We start from the raw sequence: 23,260 nt of genomic DNA, 5'->3' as shown, positions 1-23,260 counted from the left end.
GTTTTTCTGTCCTGTTGTAGATTTTTATCTACGCGGTTCTTCTCTGTGAATGCGCATCACCTCCAGAAAATCCACCAAAGTTTCCACATCAAGTTTTTTAAAAATACGTTTTTTAAAAGTGCTTACTGTGTTCTGCCGAAGGTCCAGCTTATTGGCTATTTCCAGATTTCCCAGCCCTTCAGCCATCAGATCCGCGACCTCCAGCTCACGGTCTGTCAGCCGTGCCAGCGGATCCGGACCCACCGGGTTAAGGGCGGCCTGTGCCAGTAACTGCTGAGTAATCGGTGAAAAATAACTGCCCCTGGTCATCAGTTCTTGCAGTGCGGTTTCAATCTCAGCTTCTTCTGCCAGTTTACTCAGAAAACCGTTTGCGCCTTCAGCAATAAACTTTAATGAATAATGTTCCTCCTCAGCACTTGAAAAAATGATTATTCGGGCATCCGGCTGCAGTTCGCGGATTTTCTTTAAAATGGTCACCGAATTTCCGTCCGGAAACTGCGCATCCAGAATTGCCGCGTCCAGAAAGCCTTCACCAGCTTTCTCCAGGATTTCCCGCAGCGTAGAAGCATGCTTTATTTCTGCTCCGGGAAAAAGATCTTTTACAATTAATGCCATTCCCTGTCTTACGATCTGATGATCGTCTCCTAAAAGAAACACCGGTTTTCGGTCTGTCATTGGGTGGATTTATTCAAATTAATATAAAAATAAATGCTTGTGCCTTCAGCAAGTTCACTTTCCGCACTGATGCGCCCGCCGAGCAGTTCCACGGTCTCGCGACAAAGGTTCAGCCCCAGGCCGGCACCCATATTTTCCACATTATTAAAGGTCCGGCCCTGATAGTAAGGATCAAAGATCCGCTTCAAATCGGCTTTGGAAATGCCGCTGCCTGTATCCTCCACTTTTACGTGCATCTGAACAGAATGGTTTTGCTCCACAAGCCAAGTCCGGACTGATATTTTCCCGTTTTCGGTGAATTTGTTCGCGTTGCCCAGAATATTAACAAACAGCTGATAAATCAGAATATGATCTGAAAACACGACCGTTTCTGCGGCAATTCCGTTCTGCACTGTAAACTCATTGTTACGGGATTCTATATAAGGGCGGAAAGCAGTAAGGATTCTTTCGGTTTCGCTGTACAGATCGAACGCTACCGCATTGACCGTCTGTCCACGCTGCTGGTTCTTTGCATACTCCAATATTTGCGTAGCCTGCAGCAGGAGCGAACTGTTCGTATATTTCATTGACTGAAGATAGTCTTCGATACGTTCGTCACTGTTTTTCTTACTGATCCGGTCTATGAAAAGGTTGATGATCTTCAGCGGTGCCCGAACTTCATGACTCAGCATGCCGAGGATTCGGTTCTTGAATTTCAGGTTGCTGTTGATCTCCTCATTGGCCAGTTTTAGTTCACGCTGATACAAATAGGACTGACGGGTAAAATAGATGATAAGCATCAACACGAGGAACATCAGAAACATCAGTCCCGTCAGCAGATATTTGCGGATTTCACGGTTTTCCGAACGCTGCTCATCGAACTGATCCTGCAGTGCCCTGCTGAGATCGCCAACGGCGAAAGTATAAACCTCCATCCAGTTGTTGCTTATCCACATCAGTTGGTCATACGTGCGGTACAGGTTGTCATTCTGCTTCATTGTACTCTGCAGGCCGGCCTCATAGGTCTTAATTTCACTGCGGTAGTGTTCCTGTACGTTCCTCAGCACACTGTCCACTTCATTCTTGATCTTGATTGTGTTAATGGTATCACTTTGGCGCGTGGTAACCAGCACCACTTCGCGCTGTACCTCAGATTCATTGTTGATGGCGTCTTTCAGCCGTGAAAGAAACGGCTTCTTCGCTACCGTATCCACCTGCTTTTCGATTTTCAGATCGAAACGTGTTTCCGGAGGTGCAATCTTGAAATCTTTGAGAACCAGCGGTTTTCGCTCCGCACGCGGTTTCCGGGATTCTGTGTACACGGACTGTATGACTCTGTCAAGATCGGGTAGGGTATCGAGCTGCTTTTTTCGGGCCTGGATGAGCGCAGCCAGTTCAGGTTTGAGCTGCGGTGAAGAGGCGATACTGTCCAGATTTCTGCTGAGTTTGCGCAATGATGCAAAGTAGGCATCGAGATGTTCCTTGTCCTGACTGTCGCTGTATTTTCTAAGGTTGTCCTGCGCCTGCAACAAGTCGGCGCGTGCCTGTCCGGCGGCCCTTTCCAGGGTGCGGCTGTCCCGGAGCTGGGATTCGATCGACTCGAGTTTTTTCTGGTTGAAATATTCGTTATAGATGAAAACCGCAATGACCACCTGTATGATCAAGGTAGCCACAATCAGTGAATAATGAATCAGCGCTCTGGTATTTTTGGTTTCCGTCATAAGCTGATGGTATGCTCAGCAGGAATTTGTATACCGGTTTTTGTTTGGGCTTAACCGGGGCCTGCCATTTCCGCGTGTGTTGAAGTAGCAGAAATATATACGAACGCGAAGATACAAAAATATGAAGCGGGGAAAAGGCCATGCCTGCCCATATCCGGTGCGTGTGGCGGGCGCTGTTTATTTAACTTAAAAAAAAACCGAATGGATTTAGCTGCGGTGAGAAGTTTTGCCGGAAAACCCATAATGTAAAGTACAAGAAGAGGCACCATCCCTTTGGTGCTGATAGGTCTTATTATTTTGTCCTTCTGTACTCGCTTTAGAAACCCCGTGATGTTGTTAAATCAAACATAGGTGTTAAATCTATTGCCTGCTAACCCACACGAGCAACCGGTCAAGCCTTCTTTTGTTTTGTTGCTGAATAAGGGCGGGATGTAAATTCATCAACAAATTTAAGAATAAGATTATCGCTGCATAAAGATACTGCTGCCCACTCAACTGCACCGCGACAAAACCAAGCACAAACACGAATGCGAAAAGGTGGTCAATTTCTGCCTTGGTCATTTCGTTTCGCAGGTTTTGGAGGTCTGAAAGACTCATTTTAGTGTCCATCTTTATCTTTTGATTAAGAAATTTGAAAAAGGTATTTTTTATCACCCATTTTACCACGCCCACACCTAGCAGGTTATTCAGCTGGTCTTCTTTTATAAAGTTCAGGTGCGACAGGGTCGTACGGTAAAAACCTGTTTTTCGGATGAGGGAGGTCATCAGCATACCCACGATGAAAGAAATGAATACGAGAGAGAAACCTGAGCTTATATATTTTAAAATCATAAAATGGGATTAACGCTTTTGCAAGTGGATTCACTGATCTCTTTTTTTCTTCAAAATACCGCTTAATCGGTCGGTGCATATTCCGGATTGAAACCCACGGAATTCTCTCATGGAGTGGTCTAACTGCACATAATGGCTCTAAAAACTCAAATTTAAAAAAATAAGGTATCCGCCATGCATATCTTCTCAACTTTTTGAGTAAATTTTTCTTGGAGAGGGTGCTTTGCTGCGGTCGTAATGACGATGGGATGCTAATCTCTGATGGGTTCTTTTACAGCCTCAAACGGAAGGCCCATGTAGGTGCAGAATTCCTGGACGGTTAAGACCTGATGTTCTTCTTTGCCCAGCGCGGATTTGATGTTGTGGATCAGATTCCTGCTGTAGCGCTCGCTTTTGCCGGTGATACGCTGGATGTCTTTTGGGTAGATGCAGAGGCGGACAGATCGGGGTTTCATAATGCCGTAGTCTTGTGCAGCAAAGATTATAAAACCGCACGGATGTTTTTCGGTAGGCGGACGGTAGTACGGAAACATTTTTGGTTTAAGGGGCAGGAGTGCGGCAGTGCAGACAGAACCATCCCGTCATAAACTCGCGGAATTTTTGCCCCCTTCGTGGGAAGGGAATTTTTGGGATTGGTGTTGCGAAAAACGGTGGTTCGAACACACCTCCGGAACGAGCGTCAAGGGGAAAACCAGGGTCAGCCAACTGGCGGATAAAAAAGAGGTAATCGCTACTGCATATGGCCGCACTCACTGCAATAAAATAGGATCCTGAACTAAAGGCATATTACCACAGGAAAAAAGACGAGGGAAAAGCACACGATGCTGGTTTTAAACAATATCAAATGTAAAATGGTTTACATAATCCTTGCTGTAATACAACGCAAATCAAACTTTGTCAACCTGCACAAATTCGCAGCGTAAATTAGTGGAGTATTTGCGTGGTTTTTGTCATAGAATATGTTAGGCGCTGTATTTGTTTCTCCAGTCGTCAGGAACGTCTAACCAAATTGCTGGTGTCAGCCAGTTACTTGCTTTAAATGTTACTGTCTCGTCTGAAAATGAAATTGTTTTTGTTTCAATTTTAGATAGAATTTCCTGGATAATATTTTCTTTGGTCGTGTCTGCTGAAACACTAAAGTCGTCTACGTTAACAGGGATTTCGGAAAACCAACCTTTATAAAAAACACTTTCAGGTCCACCAAGTCCATATTCATTTTGTTTTTTGTCCTCGCACCATTCCCACCAACTTACGCTGTCAATTTTATAGCCAGATGTCACAAGGTCGGAAATAAAGTCTTTGTAGTTGTCACGGGAAACAATGATGTCAATGTAACCGTGTCCAACAGGTTGCGCCTTATGTTTTTCAAGTATGTTATCAAGTGTTGTCTTGTCCATGTACCGGTCGTCAGTAATATTGCGCGTAACGGTTGGGTATTTCTGCAGGCGGGCTTAAAATACGAAAACTTTCTCCTTGCTAAAAACTGAATTAACCGCGAAAATGTTCAATGAAAACTTCATACCCGCTAATAGAAATACCTTGTTGTACGAGGTTTCTTTTATTCGGTATCTTTTTCCATTTTTTTATTCTCCATAAATAATAATGAAAAAATTATAACTCCAAGAGTTCCGTAAAATAAACTCGCAAAAACTCCCAAATATTTGTATTGAAGTTTTTCTTTGCTAAAATCATTATAAAGTAATATTGCTATGATTATTCTTATCCCGAAATCAAAATATCCTCTAAATTCAGATAATTTAATTATGTTTTCCATTTCAATTGGCACGAAAAAATTTATTGGAATATATAGTAGCGAACTTGCTATAATAAGCCAAATATATTTCGTCAAGTAGTTAATTAGTCCTGTTTTCATTTGTGATTAATTTGTTTTCGAAAATCAGAAATAGAAAAAATATTATTCCTGTAAATCCTGAAAAAAAGGTCAGAATTAGAAGCCAAATATTTCTCATTTTCAGTTTGTTCATATCATTCGACATATATATAATAATTATGATATTTAAAACATATCTGGAAATCAATTGAAAGTACCCATCTCCAAAAGTCTCGGTTACCTCGTTCGAAATTTGTCTTGTAAATATGTCAGGATTAACAAATTTTAAAATCACAGGAATTAGTGTGGACAAAAACTGAATTGCTAAAAAAAGAATTATATATTTTTTTATGTAATATTTCATTGTGGACTGGTTTTCATGAAATCTCGTACAACGGTTCGCAGCTTGGCGAAGTGGCGGATTTAGAAGCACTTACTTTCAATTTAGCACTGAACCCGCCATTTTGCCAAACTGCTGTTGTGCGTTCGGCTTTTTATTCAGTTTTGTTTAGTGTCCAAATAATTGCTTTTTCTTTTGTTGCTCTAAAAATTGTTGTATGCTTTTCCTTTGGTTCGTCAGAAAATTTCCATTTAATATTTTCTATATTTTCTGCCTTCAAAATTTCAGCTAATTCATTTGTAAAGGGCGAAACATCTTCTGCATTTGAACCTGCAAACCAAATCCGTTTTTCTGTTGTTGGGAAATTTACTAAATGTTCTTTTGCTGTCCTTACCAAATAATGATTGTTCCACCAAAGTGAAGGGTCAAAAGCGATATAATTGTCAAACATTTCAGGTGTCAAGAAAAATGTTTCCATTACAAAAAGTCCTGACGCAGATTCTCCAATAATACTTTTTTCAGTCGTTGTTCTGTATCGTTTGTTTATCTCTGGGAAAAGTTCGTCTTTGATAAAGGCTCTAAATTTTTCTGAACCACCAACAACAGGTGCAATTTCTTTGTCTTTTTCTACTTCTGTAAATCCAGTTAAATCTCTTCTTCTTTGAGTGTTTTCAATTCCTACAAGTATTAGAGGTTTTATTTTGTTTTCTTTTATCAGTTTAGCAATAGTATTTGCAATGTGTGGAAAGTCTTCTTTTATTCCACCGTCTGCCATATACATTACGGGCAAAGAGTCTTTGCTTGTTTTATAATTTTCGGGTGTCCAAACATTGATTACTCTTTCTTCTCCAATTTGTTTAGATTGAATCTTAAAAGTTCCGTGTTTTGGAATAGGGTCGTTCGGTTGTGATGCGTTTGAGCAACTTGTCAATGCTACAAGTATAAAAAGAAAGTTGTAATAAATAAATTTCATGTTTTCTGTTTTCAGTTTGATTGTTTTTACGATGTCGTTTTAAGCTGACGTATAACGGTTCGGGGCTTTGCGAGGTGCGGGCTAAATGATAACCGAAATTCCAGAGGAAAACTGCTCTCTAGCAAAAACCATTTTCATTTTTTCAAAAAAAAATGAAATGGTTTTTTGCGGGTAATATTTAGAATATTCCAAAGGGCAACTTCAACCCCGCATCTTGCAAAACCCATGTTGTCTGCAGTTTTTTTATTTCAGTTCAATATTCTTTAGTTCAAAATCTATATATTTAATTGATTCAGGGTTTTCAAGTAATATTTTTACAAAGAAGTTTTTCGGTAATTTTTTTCCATCAAAATATCTTTTTTCCCAAGTTGTCCATTTTTCACTGTGATATTCACTTGATATTTCAGAAAACTTTATATTATTTGTATCATAAATTTCCAAGTTAATCACTTTATATGAAGGATTTTCTACATAAAACACTTTGTCTTCAGATAAATTTTGAGGTATTTTAAATTGATATCTATCTTTTAGAAAACTCATAATTGCATCACTGAAAATTTCTTTGTCAAGACTGTTTTTAGAAGACACATTTTTTAGATATGCTTTTAAAACTCTTTTCTTTTTATAAATATCGTCAAGATTTTTTGCGTCGAACATAAAAATTTTTATTCCCGTTTTGCTATCTTCAAAAATAAGAGATTCTTCATTTTTAATTAGGATTTTCACTATAGAATTGTTTGATTCAGAAAGTGAAACATATTTTAGTTTGCCTTTTATACTCTTAATAAAATTCAAGTTTTTGTTTAATGAATCAAAAACAATATCATAATTATTTTCCTTATTTTCAAAATATTTATCCGTATAAAAATCGTCAGAGAAATATTTATTTGGATCTGATAAAATTGCTTCTGCATTTCCACTCAATTCCACAGAGTTTAAAGAGTCCAATTTAAGATTTTCAAATTTCAGTTGAATTGCAACAGTTTTAAATTTTGGATTTGAATCTCTTATATAAGTTTTGTTCAAACTGATTTGTTGAGAAAAAATCAAATTTGAAATTAATAAAAGTGTTATTTGGACGGCATTTTTCATAAAATTGCAGACAACTCTCAAATATAGCAATAACCTAAATCCACCGGAAATAAAAACACATTATTAATAAGTTGATTGTTAGCAACCTATTTAATTGAAACCAGTTGTAAACGCTTAAAACGGGTGCGCATTTTAGATTATATTCTGCATCGTGCCTTTCACACGCACACATACTTTTTTCGTTAAATTGCAGTTCGTTGGTCGAGAACCCGACAAGCACAAAGGTTTCATCCCGTATCAGTACCTCAGCATTCCGGAGGAACGCTATCCTGCATTAAGGTATGAAAAGTTTGCTCGAAATGTCTGACGGGAGCGGAGGGGTTGCTTCTATGCCGCGGCAAATTGCAATTTCAGGGGCAGTTATAAAACTATACTTGAAGGTGTTAGCTCTCACATCAAATATACATGTTACAAATGAGCGTAGTGACTGACGGTTAAGGGTAATTGTCATTGACTACCCGAATTTTCGGTTACGTCACCGTTCACCGGAAACAAGGCGGATTGAAAGTGACCATAGTGGTCGTGCGTGATAGAATTTATTCTCTTCTTTTATGCTCCATCTACAACTACACCTACCTGACATTAGCAACAGTTTTTGCATGAGTATATTAACATCGAATGTTTCCTTCTCTTACTGTTGACAATTATCTTACAATATATTGTATTACACTTTCTTTTTATCTTAATTTATATAGTAAGTTACAGTAGCTTTTAAATGTATATTTTTAAGTTACTAAATTACAATTGGTTACGTATTAATTCCAACTGGTAAAAAACACACCCCTCGTTAACCCGCTCATATACGGCAATTACAGATTGTGGAAAAGTTATAACACTGACTATTAGACAGTTATCTTTTAGCGAGGTTTATTAAGAAAATCATTAGTTATTTTTGTAAAAACATTAAGAGATGATTATAAGATTTATAAAGCCAGACCCAAGAGGCGGAAGTGCAAAACTTACCGTGCATAAAACGGGTAAACTTGGACTCTCGAAAGGCGCAATGGAACTGCTCAATACCGGCCGCAACCGCTTTGTGCGGTTTGGCTTTGGTGAACAGGATGAGCTGCTGATGCAAATGTGCGAAACTGCCATGGAAAACAGTTTTCCCGTGGGCAGAGCCGGGGAGTATGATTACATCAGTGCGCGGACCATGCTTGATGAACTGGGCGTAGATTACACGGCTAAAGAAACGGTAATTTATGACATTAAGAAAACCCCTGAAGACGGCATATACAGACTTCATCAAAGGGTAATAAAAAAGTGATATCTGTCCACAATCAAAATACAGAAGTATAATTCAGACCCGCACCCGGCAAAGGTGCAAAACACCGATGAACAGAAAAGATAACAAGAAAAGACCTCCGTACAGATCTCCGCTGTGGCAGCACGACAGTGGCGCGCACCCACTGACGGGCAAGTATTATGACACGGCAGAGATGATGGAGGTCTTGCACGTGTCTGACCGCACCCTGCAGAGGTGGCGCAAAGAAGGTAAACTTCCGTTTAAGAAACTTGGCGGTAAAATCTATTACCTCGCAGATGATCTTGACATCATTATGCGCCAAGATGACCTCGAGGATCAGTGATCTGTCACATGTTAAAAAAAATACCGCAGGAAAGCGAGGCTTTCTGCGGCATCTTCTCACCCGGTTACCCGGCGAGCTGTCAGATCAGGACAGCTGAACCGAGGTAAACGGAATTGCAGGCCAGATCCTGCTCTGCATTCTGAAAGAATGCATACACATGCACCGTAGCACCTGCCCAGTCTTCAGGCAATGCCACCTCTGCCAGTGCCGAAGTACGTACTTCCGGTCCTTCCTTCACAAAGAATTCACCACTTTCCGGCTCATAAATGGCGCAGCTGAAAATATCAGTCGCGTTAGCCATCATCTGCGTGCTGTTGTCTGTCCATGTGAAGTTCAGCAGTTCACCGGCAGCCGCCGTTACCGCCAGATCCTGGAAGCCCGTCAGCTCACCTTTGGTGATCTGCACTTTGTCCATCTGCAGCGTTACCAGACCGTTCACATCCGTCACCACTTCTCGCAGCAGCTGGCTGGCAGCGAGGTTCACGCGCGATCTCACACCGGCGTTGTCACCATAGAGCCGCTTCTGCATCGTGCGCAGCGAGTTCTGGAACTTAATGGCAAGCGCAAACTTTTCGCGCTGCAGCAGTTGCTGGGGAGTAGCAATACTTCCCGACTTTTTCGGACGGCTGCGAATGACGTCCATTCCGCGCCAGTTAGCGCCCACTACGGTACCTACAGTACCACTGAATCCACCGAGGATTCCTTTCTTAATTGTTCCCATTTTATTTATTTTTTGGGGTTAAACAGGACAAATATAGAGTGCGTTTTTATTGAATGCAAGTATTTGAAGACGTGTAAGTTAACCTTTCTCTAATGTTCTTTATATGTCGCCTTAATGTTTCCTTTTTCGCTTTAACAAGTCTGTTTTTCACTGTTATTTGTTTACTGTCTTTTCGTGCAGCATTTATTCCTCTGTTTTAGTTACGTGTCGTTCAGGTTTCTATATTGGCTGCTCAGGTAAGGGTTCGTCTGCGTCTCATGCGAAATGCCGGCAGCAGACATGAATTGTTATTTACTATCGCTCAATGATACCGAAAGTTTGCGTCTGTCTGTTTTTTCGCTAGTAAGCCAGCTTACTTCTGTAAAGATCATCGGGCTTCACCGGATGACAATGATTTGAACCTAATGTCGTGTGATGTCGTGCTTTGTCCGGATAAATTGAGGTTTTGTTGCAGACTTGTTGCGGTGCGGTTGCCGTTTGTTTCCGAATAACACGTTTTTTGGGAAGGAGGGTGCACTATACGACGGCAACAGGGTAGTAGGTGGAGGAATGGGTTACGAAGTACTGTGGTCCCCGGTAGGTCCGCCGCAACCTGATCCGGATTGGCATCATGTGGTTTTAATTTATGACAACAAAAACTGGTACTTATATCAGGATAATGTTTTAACCAAAACTAGCACGAATACACCGCTATCGCAGTCTGCTGAGGGCCTGCTGATCGGAAAGAAATTTCAGGGCGCCATCGATGATGTGCGTTTTTATAACCGTAAACTTACGGCAGCTGAAATTGACGACTTATACAGTCTGACAGATCTGGCGGTCAGCAATCAAGCGGTTAACAGTACAATAAACGTATTTCCAAATCCAACCAAAGGAACTGTAAACGTATCAGCAAACGCGAATGTCATTTTACAGCTTGTAATATATGACATGACCGGAAAACAGATCTTCAGTAATACGAATTTTAAAAAAGAAATGCGTATTGATCTGTCAAAATTTCCCAACGGAATATATACTTTGAAAACAGTGACTAAAAACGCGATAAAAACCCAGCTCATCATTAAAAAAGACTAGAATTATAACCAACGACCGCCTCTTTAGGGTTGGCTTTTCCGGAGGTCAGAAAAAGGATAAACGAAAATATTCCTGAAAATGATTACAGCTTAATGAGCAGTTCCAAATGATGAATGGCAAAAAAAAACCAGCCTCAGAGTTTCTGTGAGGAAGGCTGTATTTCTTAAGCAACGTGATTTTAGCCAGTTGTTCATTTTGTTATATTTACGAACTTATTCATAACAAACTGAATTACATCCACCTGAATCCTAGACGGTCCCGGTATCGTGGAAAAAGCAATTTATTATATTGATTCTTCAGCCAGAAATTATGCCGATAAAAAGGGAGTATTGGATATTACATTTGCTTAAAATCCGGTCACTGACACCCGTAGAAACATTGAGTTTTCGATGTATCGCAGTTGTGCGGATTGATGGTCTCGCCGAAAGACATATACCGAAGATTCTTCGTACCCTTTTCCCATTGTGGAAGCCCAGTATAAGTTCGAAAAACATGACAATTTTGAAGCCTAAACAGTAAGAAGATATTCATAAAGGCTTTACATCTCTTGTTATGCAAAGTCCGCCCGCCTTTGAGCCTTCAAAAAAATCGGGTATTCTTATTCACAAGCTTTGACAAGTACAATCTGCAACTAACAGGTAACGCAACCCTAAATCCTGCCGCAGATCTTTCTCCCCAACTAACGGTGCCTAACGGCCTTTGACTTCGCCACTTTTGAAGCCCGGACTTTCCTGTGTGCCATTGCCCGGTAAAATCTGCCCCGGGTCCACCGGAACCTTGTAAACCTGAGTCTGCCAAAGTGATGCTGAAGCACATACAGCATCATTCCCACCGCTGCTATGGCAATCAGACCGTAGATCCTTTTATTGGCCGCGAGTATTGCATTAAGCTGTATATTTTTATAACCGGCCAGCGCATTTTGTACCGATACTGTATTCCCATCCATATATACGGCCAGGTTGTTTACACTCTGCCACTGATACTGATACTGCAGCCAGGCGAAAAACGAAGAGAATACGGCCGTAGCTACAAAACTCCGGAAAACCAGCACCAGTCCTATGGCCTGCAGCATATCGTCAATCTCCAGTTGGTCCAGCGTGTAAAACCACACAGCGATAAAAAGCGCCGACATGCCATAACCCTTCAGAATCATAGGCAGCAGCCAACTTTCATAGTTCAGTTCAGAAACCATCATAAAATACATCATGACGGTATTCAGGAAAAACGCCGCCAGACCGGAGAAAATAAACATCTTTATCGGTCGCTCATGTTTGAACCAAAAAAAAGCAACCACGCCGGCCAGGATCACTCCGGGTACCATCATGACGTTCAGCGAGGCATTGGTTACTATATCATAACCCAGAATTCCTACTGTAAACGTATTCTGCAGTGAACTGGTGCCCAGAAACACGCCCGTGAAAAGCAGCATCAGCAAGCCACTCTGCACATTGTTTTTGCTGAAGATACCGAAGGAAACGAAACTTCTCTTCAGCATAAGCTGTCTGAGCACCAAAAGTGTAAAACTAACGAGTGTACCCCAGAAGGATATCCGGATACCCGCGGAGTCAAACCAGTTCAGCGTCTTGCCAAATGAAAACAGATAAGACATAAACAGGAATGTCCCGGCAAACAGTGCCATACTCAGCCAGTCGATCTGAGAGAATGGCATCCTGCGCGCAAACCGCTGATTGTGCTGAAATATTACGACCATAAGGATCATCAGCAGGCAGATTCCGGCTGTAAGCAAATGGACGTATTGCCAGGTCGTGTGGTACGAAAGGTTAGCGAGATAATATCCTGTGATATTTCCGGTCGCAATTGAAAAAGGGTAGAATACCGCATAAAACTTTCCCCTCTTGCCGTCGGGACTTAAAATAAACATGAGCGGCAGGATGAATTCCATCATCATGAACATCTTAAAAAAGCCCATAAGAAATGATGAAGCCACAATGATTTCAGCTGTATCGGTTGTGGCGATAACAAAAGACAGCAGTGCCGTCATTGCCAGTGAAACCGTCATGATTTCCTTGGTACGGAACCGCATTTTTACCCTTAACACCACCGGCATTGACGTGGCCATCCCGATGAAGGAAGCAAAGTTGGCCATCATCAGCCAGTCGGACAGCGTGCCCAGATCACCCACCATCAGGCTGATGTTTCCTGTATAAACAGGATTTATGGCCATAATGAGCGTGGTGAAGATAAGGATGAGTAAAAGCTGTACCGGTTTGGGTACCCAGCTTTTAAAAAGGCCTTTATTGTAATCCGACATTTATTTGGTTTTGTTTAAGGTCACGTTCACGTTCATACCGGCACGCAGCATGTCCAAATCTTCCTTTTTATTGTCCGGCGTGAATTCTATCCGTACCGGAATCCTCTGCTGTACTTTCACGAAGTTTCCTGTCGAATTATCCACCGGCACATTGGAATATTTGGATCCCGTAGCCGCAGAAATCGCTGTTACTTCGCCCACCAGTTGTTTACCACCCAAGGCATCTACAGTGAGGCTGATCTTTTCGCCAATCTTCACTCCAGGCATCTGGCTTTCAAGGAAATTTGCGGTTACCCATTTCTGGCCGTTCAGTACTATGGTGCCCAACTGTTGTCCGGGCTGCACCAGCTGACCTTCGTTGATCATCCTTCTGCCCATGATTCCGTCATAAGGCGCGGTAATCACGGTATAGGAAAGGTTGATCCTTGCCATATCGAGCATGGCGGCGGTTCTTTTTATTTCGGCGTCATTCACTCCAAGGCGGCTGCGGGTTTCACCGGTGGCCAGCGAGGCGGTATTTTTCTGGCTGATGAGGGTTTCATATGCAGCACGTGTGGCATCGTATTCAGTCTTCACCTGGTCAAACTGCTGTCTGGTCACCGCTTCAGAAGCGAGAAGATTTTTGTACCGGTTCAGGTTCTGTTCGGCATTCCAGAGTCGGGCTTTGGCACCGGCAATATTGGCATCAGCTACATTCACATTATTCGAAACCGTATTCACCGCAGATGCGGTCACATTTCTGGAAGCCCGTGCATTTTGGTACGCTGCTTCAGCCTGCGCAAGTTGGGTGCGGATTTCCCTGTCATCCAGGACCACAAGCGTGTCGCCTTTTTTTACGGCTTGGTGTTCACTGTATTTAATTTCTTTGATGTAGCCCGCAACTCTTGTATTTATGGGATTAATAAATTCCTCTACCTGCGCAGAGTTCGTAAAGTTGTCTTCATTCAGGTGGAAATAATTCGTAACCAACCAGTAGAAACCGCCTGCTGCCAAGGCGAAGACAAGCATATTGATCACCGTGGTCTTCACCCTGTTGGATTTCTTTTTTGATTTTTTCGGTGTAGCCTTAACCTCTGCGGATTTCTGCTCTTTTGGCGACGCTGTAATTTCTGTTTCCGGCTGGATATTTTCGCCGGTGGTAGTGTTATCTGTCATCTCTGCTCTTTTATAGTGTTCCTGTAGTTTTTATTAAATTGTAATATTGGTACAGCACGTTTATTTGGCTGTTTGCATACTGAAGCTCGGCTTCCAGTTTGGCGTTGGTGGCATCGGTCATATCAGCCTGAAGCGCCAGCTGGTTCAGGTATTTGGCTTCAATAATTCGGTAGTTTTCATTAGCCAGAGTTTCGCTTTCCTTATATAGTTGCGCCTGCTGAAGGGCTTCCTGCCATTTCAACCAGGCTGCGTTGGTCTGCACATCTACATTCTGCTGCTGCAGCACAAGAACATCTTTGGCCTGGTTCAGTTGAAGTTTACCGAGCTCTTCCTTTTCTTTGGTCTTATAAAGATTGTCAATAGTATAGCTTACAGAAACACCCGTTTGCCAGGTATTGGTGTAAAAATCCTGCGCCGGCAAAGTGCTGGTTACCGGTCGGGCCATGCTGTAGCCGCCGAAGGCCGCAACGGTGGGCATCCTGTCGGTCCTGATGATTTCAATGTTCTTTTCGGACATGCTGATTCCCGTCTGCGCCGATTTCAGTGCGGGATGATTCTGATGTGCCAGTTCCTGAAAATACTCAACATTCTGTAGTTCATTGACTTCGGTGATTGTTGCTGCAGGCTGTATAAGCTCCTCCGGCGAAAGGCCGATGGCGGTGGCCAGCTGATAGTTAAGTGCCGCGCGGCTGTTATCCAGCACCAGGATTCCCTGCTCCAGGTTCTTCAGCAAAAGCTCGCCGCGGATGATTTCGTTGCGTGTCACCATGCCCTGTTTGTAGAATTTTTTCACATTCTCCAGCCTTTGGGTGGCCAGTGTGCGGTTATTCAGGTAAACGTTCTTTTGGTTGATGATCTTCTGGATATCGAGATACGTGGACATCACCAGGAATTTAATGTTCTGCGCATCTTTCTCATGATCCAGTTCCGCCAGCTGCTCGCGCAGTTCGGAAAGTTCAATGGATTTCTTTATTAGTCCGCCTTTAAAGATCAGTTCCGAAGCCTGAACGCTGTACGTATTGCCAAAATGCGGCATGTTGACGGTGGCTACTTTCGAAAAGTCTTTGTCCAGAATCAGTGCGTCACCAAGATAAAAGGCATTGGCTGTGGCGTTAACGGATGGCAGTTTCTGCAGTTCCGCGATTTTGGTCTGCTGTCTGGCAATCTGTATGTTATCTTTCGAAAGTTGAAGTTGGGTATGGTTTTCCAGCGCCAGCTGCACCACTTCTTCCATAGTCAGGGTACGCTCTGTAAGCTGCGCGTTGGCGGTGGAAAAAAACAGACTCAGGGCTATAAGAGTCAGCTTGTTTTTAAGGGTCATAATTTCCGTGATTTTAAACAGTACAAAGGTAGAGGCCTGCCAAGCCCTGTAAAATGACGGAAAGAATGAATAAAATGTTCAAAAGTAAGATTTACCCCCGGAAGTGTTTTCGGTAAACGTTGGGGCTTTCGCCCGAATGTTTCTTGAAGAAGTGCCCGAAGGAATAAACATCACTGAACTTCAGATCAGCAGCTATCTGCTGCAGTGTTTTGTCCGTAGAAGAAATCTGCGCCTTGGCTTCCTTCATAACGAATGCGGCAATGATCTGCCCGGCAGTTTGTCCGGTCACTTCTTTCAGGACCGCCGACAGATGTCGGGAAGTAATAAATTGTTTTTCGGCGTAGTAGGCAACCTCACGTTCATTAAGGTAGTTATCGCCCACGTTTTTCAGGAACTGTAAAACAATTTCCTGTTTTCTGGATATTCTGTCCTTGGTAAAGCGTGCCGACTGTGCAATGATATCCCCAAACTGATACACCGCGGAAGAGAACAGGTGCCGGATGATCTCGACGCGGTGCGTGGATGCATCATTGCATTCCAGTACCGTCTTCAGGAGGTCAGCATTTTTCCATATCCTTTCAAAGGGCTCAGCTTCCAGTCCGGAATGCCTTACCAGTTCATTGCGGAAATAAACAAAGGCATTGAGCCGGTTAATCTTCAGCGGTAGCTTCTCAGTGTACTCTTTTGAAAAAGCCACCAGCAGAAGTTCCAGGTCCTGACTGATCTCAAGAATCTCGTACACCCGCCGCGAATCAATAAGCGCCACATGATTTCCGCTAAGCTCAATACGGTTTACATTTTCATTATAAACCACGCGGCCTTTTCTCAGAATTAAAAATGCGGGATTCTTCGGATGATACGGATGTTTGATTTCTATATAATCAAAAATATTTTTCGCATCAAAAATTTGAACGGGCTGTTCCAAAAGATTAGTTTAAAGCAAAGTTATTGAATTACATAAGACATGGGTGAATAATACAAAATTCTGTGCACCGGAGTTACAAAGTTATTGATTGTGCAGTGATCGGTTTCGTTTTTTAATGAGCGTTCAGGCGTAACCTAATTAATTACAGATTTTCTTCCTTAGGTAACCCTTTCTGACTTTCCTGTTCCGCACGTCTCATAAATATTTCCCTACATTTGCTGTCTCCAAAGGGTGAATCGTGTGAAACTCACGAACTGTCGCGCAACCGTAATCTGCATTTGCAGAAAGTCGGATCCCCAAAATACTTTCGCGATCTGAAGTAAAATCTCCGGGATTTTATTCATTTCAATGTTTAACTGTAAAAACAAACAGAGATGAATTACGAAGACAAAATTAAATCTTCCGAAACTCACGTTTTTAAAGTGGTTTTTCCAAATACCACCAACCATCACAACACGATGTTCGGCGGTAAAGTGATGGAAATGATGGATGAAGTTGCCTTTATGACCGCCACACGTTTTGCGCGTAAATCCTTTGTTACTGTGAGTTGTGACCGCATCGATTTCAACAGGCCGATCCCCGCCGATACGCTGGTTGAGCTGATAGGCCGTGTGAAATATGTAGGGAACAGCAGCCTGAAGGTGTCCGTTGAAATCTTCATCGAGGAAATGTACCTCGACAGCAGAGAAAAGGCCGTGAACGGCGATTTTACGCTCGTAGCGATAGGGGACGATAAGAAGCCGGTTAAGATTTTTGAGGCGCAGCAACTGCCTGTTTAGCCACGGCAGAATCATCTTCTTTGCGGTTCGGAACTTATGACAGAACCTATACTGGCTACTGGCCTTGGGCTATTGGTTCTTTACAATTCGGAACCCTGAAATACCTGTCCATATCAGTTTAATCTGGCTCCATTACAAACCGCCACGGCATATTTTTCCACACTTCACCGGCATAATCTACTCCGATACGCGGACCGGCGGTGATCGTTCCTGCCAATACAGAATCCTCTAGCCACAGCCGTTCTGAGCTCCCCACATCTTCTCCGTAAAAACTTTTATCGAGTTCCAGCAGGTTGCCGATTCGCCCCGGTCCGCTTACGGTACTCAATCCCCTGATCAGTACGGCTTCGGGCTGTCCGGCCTTGCCGGTTACGATGTTCAGCAGCCAGTAGCGCCCGTAAATCAGATAAACATAGACGAAACCGCCCTCGCCAAACATAAGTTCGGTGCGTGGGGTGCGGCCTTTGCTGGCATGACTCGCCAGATCATCGGTGCCGAAATAGGCTTCCGTTTCAGTAATCTGTGCACGCAGTTCGCGGCCGTCCGCAAATTTGCGTACCAGTGTTTTACCCAACAGGGCCTGTGCCAGATATACTGCATCATGTTTTTGAAAATAGGATTTAAGGATGCGTTTGTCCATTTGCGGTAGATTTGGAAGGGTGAAAAGAGGATGAAATCCAGATGAAACCTTCAAATGATGTACCCTTCAAATGTATTGTCTTACAATTTGTGCTGGCGGAGATCTTTTTCAGAAACAAAAACCGCTTCATCAGGGGATGAAACGGTTTTGTTTACGGTGATAATTTGCCGGACTTCTGCTCAAATGCAGCGGCAGCATCCGCATTTTTAATTCTGATCCGGCAGGAAACTGTACTCTTTAGAATAGCGCAGCATCTGCTCTGCAAAGGTTTCCGGATATCTCAACACATAATCAGTTACCTTCCCGGCGCTGTTTTTCACCGGTGTAATATAAGGATTCACAAAACCGCGGTAGGGCGCCTCCTTATACTGTGCGTTGCGCGCCAGCACTTCTTTGTGGATGGTCTGATCTACTTTCACCCCGTAGTTTTCAACCAGGTCTTTAGCGGCATTGTAATCGCCTTCGGATTTGATGCGCTGGGTTTCGCGCAGCAACTGTCCGAACAGCTCGTGCAGCTTATCGTAATCGGTAATATTATAATAGGTCTTGCCGTTGCGTGTGATCTTTTCAATTACATTGTCCTTTTTTCCTTTCTCAAAAACCCACGCGCTCACCCACTGGCGGTTCCGCATGTGCGATTCTTCAATATCGGCTCCCGGCTCCAGCCTCACGAGCTGCATCATGAGTCCGTTGCGGATGTAATTGTCGTAGGAGGCCTTGCCCACACCTTTCCAGTCATCAGTAAGTCCGAGTTCCTGCAGTTTTGGGTTGTACAGGAAGTACAGGCCTACAAGATCGGCGCGGCCTTCTTCCATGGTCGAAGCGTAGCTTTTCAGTGTTTCCTTAGGCGTCCCGACACCGGGATTGATCTGACCGGAGGCGTGACCTACCACCTCGTGCAGCGCCGTGTGCAGTTTGCTCGAAAGTTCGCCGTACTTCTGGGCGAGGCGCAGTTCTTCGTCGTCATTCACGAATTCTTTTAAACGTCCCGAACCGGCAGCTTTATCATACGCATCGATAATATTTCCGAGTGAAACGGATTTTGAACCGTGTTCAGCGCGGATCCAGTCCGCATTCGGAAGGTTCACACCGATGGCCGTGCTTGGGGATGCATCACCGGATTCCGAGGCTACAATTACCGTCTTATAGCTGACGCCTACCACATTTTTCTTCTTATGTTGTGGCATGAGCGGAGAGTTGTCTTCAAACCACTGCGCCTGCTTTGAAAGGACTTCCATCTTTTTGGACATGTCGAAATCCTTGATCTGTACCACGCTTTCATAGGAGCCTTTGTGGCCCAGCGGGTCACTGTATACTTCGATAAATCCGTTGATATAGTCAATGTTCCCTTCAGTGGCATCCACCCACGCTACGTTGTAATCGTCCCAGGTCTTAAGGTCGCCGGTTTTGTAATATCTGATGAGCAGGTCCAGCGCATTTGCCTGCTTCTGGTTTTCGGCGACGCCTTTTGCTTTTTCAAGCCAGCCCGTAATCTGGTCGATGGCTGCGCCGTACATGCCGCCGCTTTTCCACACTTTCTCGGTCAGCTTACCGTTTTCTTTAACGAGTTTTGAGTTGAGACCTGTTGAAAGCGGCCTTTGCTGATCGGGGCTTTTCATTCCGGCATAAAATCTGTCGGCTTCATCCGCGGTGATGCCTTCACCATAAAAATTCACGGCTGAACCTTCCAGCAGACCTTTGCTGAGGTCCAGGTTCACTTTTTTAGTGTCTTTATCATTAAAAAGTATATCGACAACTGCGGAACTCAATTGGGTATTGGTGTTTTTTAAAAGCTGATCCAAATAAGCGCGGGAAAATGCCGGCTTCATCTTGTCGTTGGAGTAGTGGTGATGAATACCGTTCGCGAACCAGATGCGTTTAAGATAAATCTCAAAGTTCTGCCAGTCCTGTGTGGTTTTGTCGCCCTTGTAATTCTGATAAATCTTTTCCAGCGCCCGGCGGATGGTCAGGTTGTTTTTATAGTTCTGGTCCCAGATGATATCGCGGCCTGCGTAACCGGCCTGGCTCAGGTAGTACACGTATTCTTTTTCTTTTAAAGTCAGATCATTCCAGCTTGGCACGTCGTACCGCAAAACTTCAATGTCCGCAAACCGGTCGATGCTGTTTTGCCCTTTGGGCTTACTCTGCTCCTGAGGAGCGTTTTCAGCGGTAACATTCTGCTGTGCCGTGCACGAAAACAGGAGTGTGGCAGCCATCGCCAAGAGGGGAATTTTTATTCTTTTCATATTAATTATATTAGATCCGTAGATACTTCGATGCAGCAATTTAGTTATTTATTCTAAATTATATTCCGACAAATTTAGAAAGGAATCAGCAGTCAGCAACTGCACGGAGATATTGAACACAGATGCGAAGCGCTAAACCAAACTGCTTATTGCAATTAATGTTTAGAAATTAAAGTCCTGAAATGATGTATTTTACATTTTTCTTGAACGTTCATTCATTTTAATTTGGTCAAGTATGAAATTTTCTGAATGGAATACAGAAAAAACCTTTATATTTCCATCAGATTAAACTATAGTTAAAAACAACTTAGAAACCCGCAAAATTTAAAAACAATTACATCACTACTTTATGAAATCTACATTTACTTTTCTTTTTATTTTCGCTGTGATTTTCGCTTATTCTCAGAAATTTCAGTCAGCTACTCTAGAGTTAGCGAACGGTCAACAGAAAACAGGATTGGTCAATGCCAAGAGCCTGACTGAAAAGCAGATAAAATTTAAAAAAGATGAAAATGCCAAAGAGGAAACCCTACCCAATTCAGCGTTGAAATCCATCATTTTCATGTCTGATGACAAAAGCTATCAGCTGGATTATCTGACTTTCTATACAACTGCCAAAAGAAAGCAGACCGAATCGAACTGGATGCTGAAACTGGTCTCAGGATATTATGATCTCTACACCGTTGCCGATTATTCTTTCGATAAAAAAGGAAATTTAAAACTTTCGACCAATTATCTCGCAGGCTCCACCTTACCGGAATTTTATTACTTCATTAAAAAGCACGATCAGAACACCGGAGATTTTTTTGCCGTTCGAAGTCCGTCACCTACCTATTTTGGCCTGCATAAAATACTGCAGGAAAATGTCGGCAGGTTCATGGCCGATGACAAAAACCTTGTAGCCAAAGTGGAAAGCAAAAAATACTCTACAAAAAACATTGAGCAGATTGTCACGGAATATAATAACACTAAAAAGTAACCCTTCACTGTGGCAAGGGGCGGATTTCGGAATACCCGGGACCGACTGAAACCTAAACGTCCGGACCGGACAATTCAGTTTACGGTACCGACATTTCATGGTTTTCATTGGAGTCAAAAAAACACGCTCAACCCAACACTTTAAAACTAAAAATATCCGTTCAGCTTGCTGAACGGATATTTAATATAAAAGTGAGTTAGTTTTTACCCTTTTGCGCCTCTTTCAATACGTTTTCTTTCGTTTTCAGAAAGAATCTTTTTACGCATACGGATGAAGTTTGGCGTTACTTCGATCGCTTCGTCGCTCTGGATGTATTCCATACATTCTTCCAGTGAGAAAAGGATTTTCGGCGCGATGCTGCCGTCTTTGTCTTTTCCGGATGCACGCATGTTGTTCAGCTGTTTTGCTTCTACAATGTTTACAACTAAATCTCCCGGCTTATTCTGCTCTCCGATGATCATACCTTCGTAAATTTCCTCACCCGGATCAACAAAGAACTTGCCTCTGTCCTGAAGTTTAGCGATTGAATATTCGGTAGCCGGTCCCTGAGATTTGCTCACCAGAACACCTACGAGTCTTCCCGGAATTGAACCTTTGAAAGGCTTGTAATCTACAAAACGGTGTGCCATGATGGCTTCCCCTGCAGTTGCGGTCAACATTTGAGAACGCAGTCCGATCAATCCTCTTGAAGGAATCTCGAATTCCATGTGCTGCATTTCACCTTTGGTTTCCATAATGTGCAGGTCACCTTTGCGTTGCGTCGCCAAGTCGATTACACGTGATGCATATTCTTCAGGTACGTCAACTACCATTGATTCATAAGGCTCACATTTAACACCGTCAATCTCTCTAAGGATAACCTGTGGCTGACCGATCGTCATTTCGTAACCTTCTCTTCTCATTGTTTCGATCAATACAGAAAGGTGAAGGATACCACGTCCGAATACCAGGAATGTATTGGCATCTTCAGTTGGTTCAACTCTTAGTGCTAAGTTTTTCTCCAACTCTTTCATCAACCTTTCTTTCAGGTGATTTGAAGTTACATATTTCCCGTCTTTTCCGAAGAAAGGGGAGTTGTTAATCGAGAATGTCATGTTCAAAGTAGGCTCATCGATTGCCGTACGTGGCAACGGATCCGGATTCTCAAGATCAACGAATGAATCACCGATCTGGAACTTATCAAAACCTACGATCGCACAGATATCACCTGCTTTAACTTCCTGAACTTTCTTCTTGCCAAGACCTTCAAAAACGTATAATTCTTTTACTTTTCCTTTGATGATGTTGCCGTCTTCCTGCGCCAAACCAATCCATTCAGACTCTTTTACAGAACCCTGGGTGATCTTACCAATCGCGATTCTTCCTAAGAAAGAAGAGAAATCGAGTGAAGTAATCTGCATTCTAAGCGGACCTTCTTTAGCATCAGGAGCTGGAACGTGTTCCAAAATACCGTCTAATAGTGGGAAAATATTATCAGTCTGTTCTAATGACGAATTGAACCAGCCCTGTTTTGATGAACCGTAGAAGGTAGGGAAGTCAAGTTGCTCTTCAGTAGCATTAAGGTTGAAGAACAGGTCGAAAACCTGATCGTGAACTTCATCCGGACGGCAGTTTGGCTTATCAACTTTGTTAATTACCACAACCGGTCTCAGACCCAATTCCAAAGCTTTCTGAAGCACGAAACGCGTCTGCGGCATCGGCCCTTCGAAGGCATCTACCAAAAGCAGAACCCCGTCAGCCATTTTCAGTACTCTTTCCACCTCACCACCGAAATCGGCGTGGCCCGGCGTATCGATTACGTTAATCTTGGTGTCTTTATAAGTTACCGAAATGTTTTTTGACAGGATGGTAATTCCACGCTCTCTTTCAAGGTCATTGTTGTCCATGATGAGATCACCGGATTCCTGATTTTCGCGGAAAACACTGGTGGCGTGAATGATTTTGTCGACCAGCGTAGTTTTTCCGTGGTCAACGTGCGCAATGATTGCGATATTTCTAATGTTTTGCATAAACGTTTTTTGACGGTGCAAAAGTAATCTTTTTTACCGGATAATTTGTGCAGCGATGAAGAATTATCACAATTTTATACATAAAATTACAGAAAACTCAAATGCCTG

General features: G+C 43.0%; 22 protein-coding genes. 5 read left to right on the top strand and 17 right to left on the bottom strand.

Annotation, left to right across the window (positions count from 1 at the left end; all coding sequences use genetic code 11):
• Positions 1-24 precede the first annotated feature (24 nt).
• The 8 genes from QEP06_RS02005 to QEP06_RS01970 form a co-directional block, all read right to left on the bottom strand.
• Entirely contained in the window at positions 25-675 is a 651-nt protein-coding gene (locus QEP06_RS02005) for a response regulator transcription factor (RefSeq protein WP_285268851.1), read from the bottom strand.
• The gene (locus tag QEP06_RS02000) at positions 672-2,375 is read right to left on the bottom strand and encodes a sensor histidine kinase (protein ID WP_285268850.1); all 1,704 of its coding nucleotides are present in this window, start codon (positions 2,373-2,375) and stop codon (positions 672-674) included. The genes QEP06_RS02005 and QEP06_RS02000 overlap by 4 nt, the downstream gene beginning before the upstream one ends.
• A gap of 360 nt (positions 2,376-2,735) precedes the next feature.
• Positions 2,736-3,206: a glycosyl-4,4'-diaponeurosporenoate acyltransferase CrtO family protein gene (locus QEP06_RS01995; RefSeq protein WP_285268849.1), complete on the bottom strand. Its 471-nt coding sequence runs from the start codon at positions 3,204-3,206 to the stop codon at positions 2,736-2,738.
• Between the two features lie 251 nt (positions 3,207-3,457).
• Positions 3,458-3,661 (bottom strand): hypothetical protein, encoded by a 204-nt coding sequence (locus tag QEP06_RS01990; RefSeq protein WP_285268848.1) that lies wholly within the window; start codon positions 3,659-3,661, stop codon positions 3,458-3,460.
• Between the two features lie 507 nt (positions 3,662-4,168).
• Entirely contained in the window at positions 4,169-4,603 is a 435-nt protein-coding gene (locus tag QEP06_RS01985; RefSeq protein WP_285268847.1) for a hypothetical protein, read from the bottom strand.
• Between the two features lie 161 nt (positions 4,604-4,764).
• Complete coding sequence (locus QEP06_RS01980) at positions 4,765-5,079, bottom strand: hypothetical protein (RefSeq protein ID WP_285268846.1); 315 nt, start codon at positions 5,077-5,079, stop codon at positions 4,765-4,767.
• A gap of 452 nt (positions 5,080-5,531) precedes the next feature.
• Complete coding sequence (locus QEP06_RS01975) at positions 5,532-6,350, bottom strand: alpha/beta hydrolase (protein WP_285268845.1); 819 nt, start codon at positions 6,348-6,350, stop codon at positions 5,532-5,534.
• 243 nt (positions 6,351-6,593) lie between these two features.
• Positions 6,594-7,442 carry a hypothetical protein gene (locus tag QEP06_RS01970; protein ID WP_285268844.1) on the bottom strand — a complete coding sequence of 283 codons (849 nt, stop codon included), beginning with the start codon at positions 7,440-7,442 and terminating at the stop codon, positions 6,594-6,596.
• 910 nt (positions 7,443-8,352) lie between these two features.
• Between QEP06_RS01970 and QEP06_RS01965 the strand changes: the two genes are divergently transcribed.
• Positions 8,353-8,709, top strand: coding sequence for a hypothetical protein (locus QEP06_RS01965; RefSeq protein ID WP_285268843.1), 357 nt, complete (start codon positions 8,353-8,355; stop codon positions 8,707-8,709).
• Positions 8,710-8,776: 67 nt separating this feature from the next.
• The gene (locus QEP06_RS01960) at positions 8,777-9,031 is read left to right on the top strand and encodes a helix-turn-helix domain-containing protein (protein ID WP_285268842.1); all 255 of its coding nucleotides are present in this window, start codon (positions 8,777-8,779) and stop codon (positions 9,029-9,031) included.
• Between the two features lie 79 nt (positions 9,032-9,110).
• On the opposite strand, the gene QEP06_RS01955 is transcribed toward QEP06_RS01960, so the two are convergent.
• The gene (locus tag QEP06_RS01955; protein WP_285268841.1) at positions 9,111-9,752 is read right to left on the bottom strand and encodes a DUF6266 family protein; all 642 of its coding nucleotides are present in this window, start codon (positions 9,750-9,752) and stop codon (positions 9,111-9,113) included.
• Positions 9,753-10,229: 477 nt separating this feature from the next.
• Between QEP06_RS01955 and QEP06_RS01950 the strand changes: the two genes are divergently transcribed.
• On the top strand, positions 10,230-10,826 hold the full coding sequence (locus tag QEP06_RS01950) for a T9SS type A sorting domain-containing protein (protein ID WP_285268840.1): 597 nt from the start codon (positions 10,230-10,232) through the stop codon (positions 10,824-10,826).
• Positions 10,827-11,505: 679 nt separating this feature from the next.
• Here QEP06_RS01950 and QEP06_RS01945 read toward each other — a convergent pair.
• The 5 genes from QEP06_RS01945 to QEP06_RS01925 all read right to left on the bottom strand — a co-directional run bounded on the left by QEP06_RS01945 (position 11,506) and on the right by QEP06_RS01925 (position 16,843).
• A complete protein-coding gene (locus QEP06_RS01945; protein ID WP_285268839.1) occupies positions 11,506-13,098 on the bottom strand; it encodes an MFS transporter in 1,593 nt (530 codons plus the stop codon).
• The gene (locus tag QEP06_RS01940) at positions 13,099-14,253 is read right to left on the bottom strand and encodes an HlyD family secretion protein (RefSeq protein ID WP_285268838.1); all 1,155 of its coding nucleotides are present in this window, start codon (positions 14,251-14,253) and stop codon (positions 13,099-13,101) included.
• A gap of 10 nt (positions 14,254-14,263) precedes the next feature.
• Positions 14,264-15,574 (bottom strand): TolC family protein, encoded by a 1,311-nt coding sequence (locus QEP06_RS01935; RefSeq protein ID WP_285268837.1) that lies wholly within the window; start codon positions 15,572-15,574, stop codon positions 14,264-14,266.
• 91 nt (positions 15,575-15,665) lie between these two features.
• Positions 15,666-16,499 (bottom strand): helix-turn-helix domain-containing protein, encoded by an 834-nt coding sequence (locus tag QEP06_RS01930; protein ID WP_285268836.1) that lies wholly within the window; start codon positions 16,497-16,499, stop codon positions 15,666-15,668.
• Between the two features lie 209 nt (positions 16,500-16,708).
• Positions 16,709-16,843, bottom strand: a complete 135-nt coding sequence (locus tag QEP06_RS01925) for a hypothetical protein (RefSeq protein ID WP_285268835.1) — start codon at positions 16,841-16,843, stop codon at positions 16,709-16,711.
• Between the two features lie 30 nt (positions 16,844-16,873).
• On the opposite strand from QEP06_RS01925, the gene QEP06_RS01920 reads away from it, so the two are divergent.
• Positions 16,874-17,278, top strand: coding sequence for an acyl-CoA thioesterase (locus tag QEP06_RS01920; protein ID WP_285268834.1), 405 nt, complete (start codon positions 16,874-16,876; stop codon positions 17,276-17,278).
• Between the two features lie 118 nt (positions 17,279-17,396).
• Here the strand turns inward: QEP06_RS01920 and QEP06_RS01915 are convergent, their stop codons facing one another.
• Positions 17,397-17,918, bottom strand: a complete 522-nt coding sequence (locus QEP06_RS01915; protein WP_285268833.1) for a DNA-3-methyladenine glycosylase — start codon at positions 17,916-17,918, stop codon at positions 17,397-17,399.
• A 206-nt stretch (positions 17,919-18,124) separates the two neighbouring features.
• Complete coding sequence (locus QEP06_RS01910) at positions 18,125-20,164, bottom strand: dipeptidyl-peptidase 3 family protein (RefSeq protein WP_285268832.1); 2,040 nt, start codon at positions 20,162-20,164, stop codon at positions 18,125-18,127.
• A 349-nt stretch (positions 20,165-20,513) separates the two neighbouring features.
• On the opposite strand from QEP06_RS01910, the gene QEP06_RS01905 reads away from it, so the two are divergent.
• Positions 20,514-21,143: a hypothetical protein gene (locus QEP06_RS01905; RefSeq protein WP_285268831.1), complete on the top strand. Its 630-nt coding sequence runs from the start codon at positions 20,514-20,516 to the stop codon at positions 21,141-21,143.
• 203 nt (positions 21,144-21,346) lie between these two features.
• Here QEP06_RS01905 and typA read toward each other — a convergent pair whose 3' ends face one another.
• Positions 21,347-23,152, bottom strand: a complete 1,806-nt coding sequence (gene typA, locus QEP06_RS01900) for a translational GTPase TypA (protein WP_251833339.1) — start codon at positions 23,150-23,152, stop codon at positions 21,347-21,349.
• Positions 23,153-23,260: the final 108 nt, after the last annotated feature.

This window comes from Kaistella rhinocerotis, from assembly GCF_030243905.1.
GTDB classification, from domain to species: domain Bacteria; phylum Bacteroidota; class Bacteroidia; order Flavobacteriales; family Weeksellaceae; genus Kaistella; species Kaistella rhinocerotis.
This window is presented reverse-complemented; position numbering and strand designations above follow the sequence as displayed.

Excerpts from the sequence above, each read along its gene's own strand:
- QEP06_RS02005 (WP_285268851.1), bottom strand. The coding sequence starts at position 675 with ATGACAGACCGAAAACCGGTGTTTCTTTTAGGAGACGATCATCAGATC.
- QEP06_RS02000 (WP_285268850.1), bottom strand. The coding sequence starts at position 2,375 with ATGACGGAAACCAAAAATACCAGAGCGCTGATTCATTATTCACTGATT.
- QEP06_RS01995 (WP_285268849.1), bottom strand. The coding sequence starts at position 3,206 with ATGATTTTAAAATATATAAGCTCAGGTTTCTCTCTCGTATTCATTTCT.
- QEP06_RS01990 (WP_285268848.1), bottom strand. The coding sequence starts at position 3,661 with ATGAAACCCCGATCTGTCCGCCTCTGCATCTACCCAAAAGACATCCAG.
- QEP06_RS01985 (WP_285268847.1), bottom strand. The coding sequence starts at position 4,603 with ATGGACAAGACAACACTTGATAACATACTTGAAAAACATAAGGCGCAA.
- QEP06_RS01980 (WP_285268846.1), bottom strand. The coding sequence starts at position 5,079 with ATGAAAACAGGACTAATTAACTACTTGACGAAATATATTTGGCTTATT.
- QEP06_RS01975 (WP_285268845.1), bottom strand. The coding sequence starts at position 6,350 with ATGAAATTTATTTATTACAACTTTCTTTTTATACTTGTAGCATTGACA.
- QEP06_RS01970 (WP_285268844.1), bottom strand. The coding sequence starts at position 7,442 with ATGAAAAATGCCGTCCAAATAACACTTTTATTAATTTCAAATTTGATT.
- QEP06_RS01965 (WP_285268843.1), top strand. The coding sequence starts at position 8,353 with ATGATTATAAGATTTATAAAGCCAGACCCAAGAGGCGGAAGTGCAAAA.
- QEP06_RS01960 (WP_285268842.1), top strand. The coding sequence starts at position 8,777 with ATGAACAGAAAAGATAACAAGAAAAGACCTCCGTACAGATCTCCGCTG.
- QEP06_RS01955 (WP_285268841.1), bottom strand. The coding sequence starts at position 9,752 with ATGGGAACAATTAAGAAAGGAATCCTCGGTGGATTCAGTGGTACTGTA.
- QEP06_RS01945 (WP_285268839.1), bottom strand. The coding sequence starts at position 13,098 with ATGTCGGATTACAATAAAGGCCTTTTTAAAAGCTGGGTACCCAAACCG.
- QEP06_RS01940 (WP_285268838.1), bottom strand. The coding sequence starts at position 14,253 with ATGACAGATAACACTACCACCGGCGAAAATATCCAGCCGGAAACAGAA.
- QEP06_RS01935 (WP_285268837.1), bottom strand. The coding sequence starts at position 15,574 with ATGACCCTTAAAAACAAGCTGACTCTTATAGCCCTGAGTCTGTTTTTT.
- QEP06_RS01925 (WP_285268835.1), bottom strand. The coding sequence starts at position 16,843 with ATGAATAAAATCCCGGAGATTTTACTTCAGATCGCGAAAGTATTTTGG.
- QEP06_RS01920 (WP_285268834.1), top strand. The coding sequence starts at position 16,874 with ATGAATTACGAAGACAAAATTAAATCTTCCGAAACTCACGTTTTTAAA.
- QEP06_RS01915 (WP_285268833.1), bottom strand. The coding sequence starts at position 17,918 with ATGGACAAACGCATCCTTAAATCCTATTTTCAAAAACATGATGCAGTA.
- QEP06_RS01910 (WP_285268832.1), bottom strand. The coding sequence starts at position 20,164 with ATGAAAAGAATAAAAATTCCCCTCTTGGCGATGGCTGCCACACTCCTG.
- QEP06_RS01905 (WP_285268831.1), top strand. The coding sequence starts at position 20,514 with ATGAAATCTACATTTACTTTTCTTTTTATTTTCGCTGTGATTTTCGCT.
- typA (WP_251833339.1), bottom strand. The coding sequence starts at position 23,152 with ATGCAAAACATTAGAAATATCGCAATCATTGCGCACGTTGACCACGGA.